Raw genomic sequence first — 2,767 nt, 5'->3', positions numbered from 1 at the left:
AAGCCGGGAATGGGGATGCCCGCCTTGGTCGGGAAATCCGTCAGCAGGACGTGTCCCGCGTGCCTGTAGCCCTCCACGATCCCGTGCTGGGAGAAAGTGCCCGGCAGGTCGAGAAGCAGGTCGTGCCCGGCCTTCCAACGGTGTCCACCGCCGGAGGCCAGCGAGTCCGCCAGCGGGAACTTCGCAAAAAACGGAAACAGCCCGTCCACGAAGTGACGCAGTTGGGCTGAGGGCAGGTGCAGGTAGGCGAACTGTCCCGGCACGATGTAGGCGAGCGCTTCCATGGGAGGCCGTTCTTACGAGTCGGAAAGAGCCTCCCCGTACTGGGGCCAGATCGCCTCGACCGCCTGGTTGACGGAGTTCTTGAGCACCCGCATGAAGCGTTCGGTGTCCTTCTGCGGACTGCCGGTCAACACAAAGTACCCCGCCACCGCCGCGATGGCGATGCCCGTCGAGATCCAGCCGACCGGACCGGCGATGGAACTGCCCATGAAGAAGGCCGTCGTGGCCGCCACGGCACCCGATCCCCAGCCGAGAGCCGCCCCGATCCCGCCGATAACCATGGCGATCCCGGCGGCCCCGCCGCCGACTCCAACCGCCGCCTTGATCAGGTTTTCACGCTCCCGGCCCGAGGGGGCCAGCACCGCCTCGCTCAGCTTGCAGGCCGCCTCCACCTGCGGCGGCGTCACCTTCAGCTTGTGCTTGAAAATGTTGCGGACCGCCGTCGTCAACGTGATCCCGTCAACATAGTGCAGGAAACGCTCCTTGGCGGGCTTGGCGCTCATGATCTGCGCGAACTTCGCATCCAGCGTGCTCTCAAGGAGCGCTTTGAATCCATCTACATTCATTTATAGATCCTTATCCGTTGGGGGTGAGTAGTTGAAAATCTGGGGCATCAAACTGAGAATACTGTCCTGGACTGACTGGTCATCGCCAGTTGATGTATATGTTGTAGGCGATGAGGCGGGCCAACCCATCAGGCATGTACATACGACTGTAGCTGAGAGGCTTTTTATTGGATATGCTGTATCTGATAGGGTTTTGGTCTGAACTGAAAAACATGACCTCGGTCATGTGAACCGCGTCACCCGAGAAAGAACCGAGGTGGGCAGCCTCACCTGAAAAGGAGCCAAATTCTTTCTTAAGACTACCAGTGGGCGTATGGACCAGAACCGTCGCGTCGGCCGCGAACTTCTTCTTCAGGCCCAGAAAGTGGATCGTGTTCGCCTCCCACAGGTCGGATCGATCCAGCATCGGCACATCACTGGTTCGCAGGCATTCGACCGCGACAATCTGATCCTGCCGATCTACCATAATGCCAAGGGTGTTGTACCCGCTGATTCGATTCAGGTTCTCATAGCCGCGGGCGTAGCGATACTCCCTGCGGACAGGGAACATCCACAGGCGGAAGGAATTCATCGGAAAGCCGTCCGTGATGACGGCCTGCGACCTGCCCATCTCCAGGGCCTCGTGCAAGCGGTGTCGGACCTCCTGCAAAGACTCCAGATAGTAGATATCGTCAAAGAGCTTGATCGGACTGTCCAGAAGAGGACCGTAAAGCCATGAACGATCGAACCAGCTGAACTCCACCAGAAAGGCGGAATTGAAGACAGAGTTGAAGCGTGAAGGTTGCGGCGCATTGCGAGTTAGCCATTGCCCCAGTAATATGACCAGATCCTTGATGGTCGTGTTGTCCAGTCCGGCGTGAGAATTCTTGCGGTCCCAGTTCTCGTCCAGTTGGAGGAAGCTGGTCGGACAGTACTCCAGTATCTGCTTTTGGGTGGTATCAGAGAGCTGCTCAAAGGGCACGGCATACTCCCGCTCCTGATGCAGGGGAACAAAGCGCAGCACCTTCCCGTCGTGCCCAACAATGCGGGCCATTACCTCCCGGCCATCAGCAGCTTCGATCCTTGCCTCGAAGGGATTGAAGGCCCCGGCCCCCTGCGCCTGCCCCGCCCCTGAGACCAAAAGCCCCAGCAGGCACAACAGCCCCTTGACTGGGACGGAAGCCAGGCGCCGCCGACCGGAGCGATGCCTCCGGGCACAGGGGAGCACTGTCTGTGACCTCGCCTCCAACGTCATTTCCCCCCAAGCTCCACGAGCACCGTGACGGCCCCCGCGTTGTCCTGCTGACGCGCGTAATCAAGCGCCGTGTCTGCGCGAGCGTCCACCGCCTCCACCTTTGCCCCGGACTCCACAAGGGCCTCGATCACCGCGGGGTCGGGATTCAGGGCCGCCGCCAGCATGAGCGGCGTCAACCCGTATCCGTCTGTGCCGTTGGGGTCCGCCCCGCCCACCACCAGTGCCCGAATGACCGCAGGCGAGTTGGTGGCGGCAGCAGCCATCAAAGCGGTCCAGCCGTATTGGGTTTGGGCATTCGGAAGCGCCCCCGCCTCCAGCAGGGCCCGAACGACCTCGGGGGTGTTTTCCTGGGCCGCATACATCAGCGGGGTCAACTCATCGTCGTCGGCATCGTTCGGGTCCGCCCCGGCTGCGATCAGGGCCTGAATGACCGCCACCGAGGGGTTGGAGAGGCCCGCGTACATCAACGCCGTCGCACCGTAGCGGTTTCTCCCGCTGGGATCCTCCCCGGCCCGCACAAGGCTGCGAATGACCGCCGGGTCGTCCGTCTGCCTCGCCGCCTGCCCCAAGGGAGTCCACAGCACCGCTGCCCGTGGGCCAGAGGACACTCCGGGCTCAGCAGGGTTAACACCGCCTTCCTCTTTAGGAGAAGAGACCGTTGCCGCACAGCCACAAAGACCGGCAA

Annotated in this window: 4 protein-coding genes; all 4 read right to left on the bottom strand. The window is 61.7% G+C overall.

From position 1 onward, the window contains the following. Window positions 1–284: hypothetical protein (locus H5P28_RS14230; protein WP_185675678.1), on the bottom strand; the 284-nt coding region annotated here is incomplete at its 3' end. A gap of 12 nt (window positions 285–296) precedes the next feature. After that, on the bottom strand, window positions 297–848 hold the full coding sequence (locus tag H5P28_RS14225; RefSeq protein WP_185676383.1) for a hypothetical protein: 552 nt from the start codon (window positions 846–848) through the stop codon (window positions 297–299). Between the two features lie 79 nt (window positions 849–927). Next, window positions 928–1,881, bottom strand: coding sequence for a hypothetical protein (locus H5P28_RS14220; RefSeq protein ID WP_185676382.1), 954 nt, complete (start codon window positions 1,879–1,881; stop codon window positions 928–930). Window positions 1,882–2,078: 197 nt separating this feature from the next. Continuing rightward, window positions 2,079–2,690 (bottom strand): ankyrin repeat domain-containing protein, encoded by a 612-nt coding sequence (locus H5P28_RS14215; protein WP_185675414.1) that lies wholly within the window; start codon window positions 2,688–2,690, stop codon window positions 2,079–2,081. Window positions 2,691–2,767: the final 77 nt, after the last annotated feature.

This window comes from Ruficoccus amylovorans (genome assembly GCF_014230085.1).
Lineage (GTDB): Bacteria > Verrucomicrobiota > Verrucomicrobiia > Opitutales > Cerasicoccaceae > Ruficoccus > Ruficoccus amylovorans.
The sequence above is the reverse complement of the archived record's forward strand: the minus strand, read 5'-3'. Positions and strand labels throughout refer to the sequence as shown.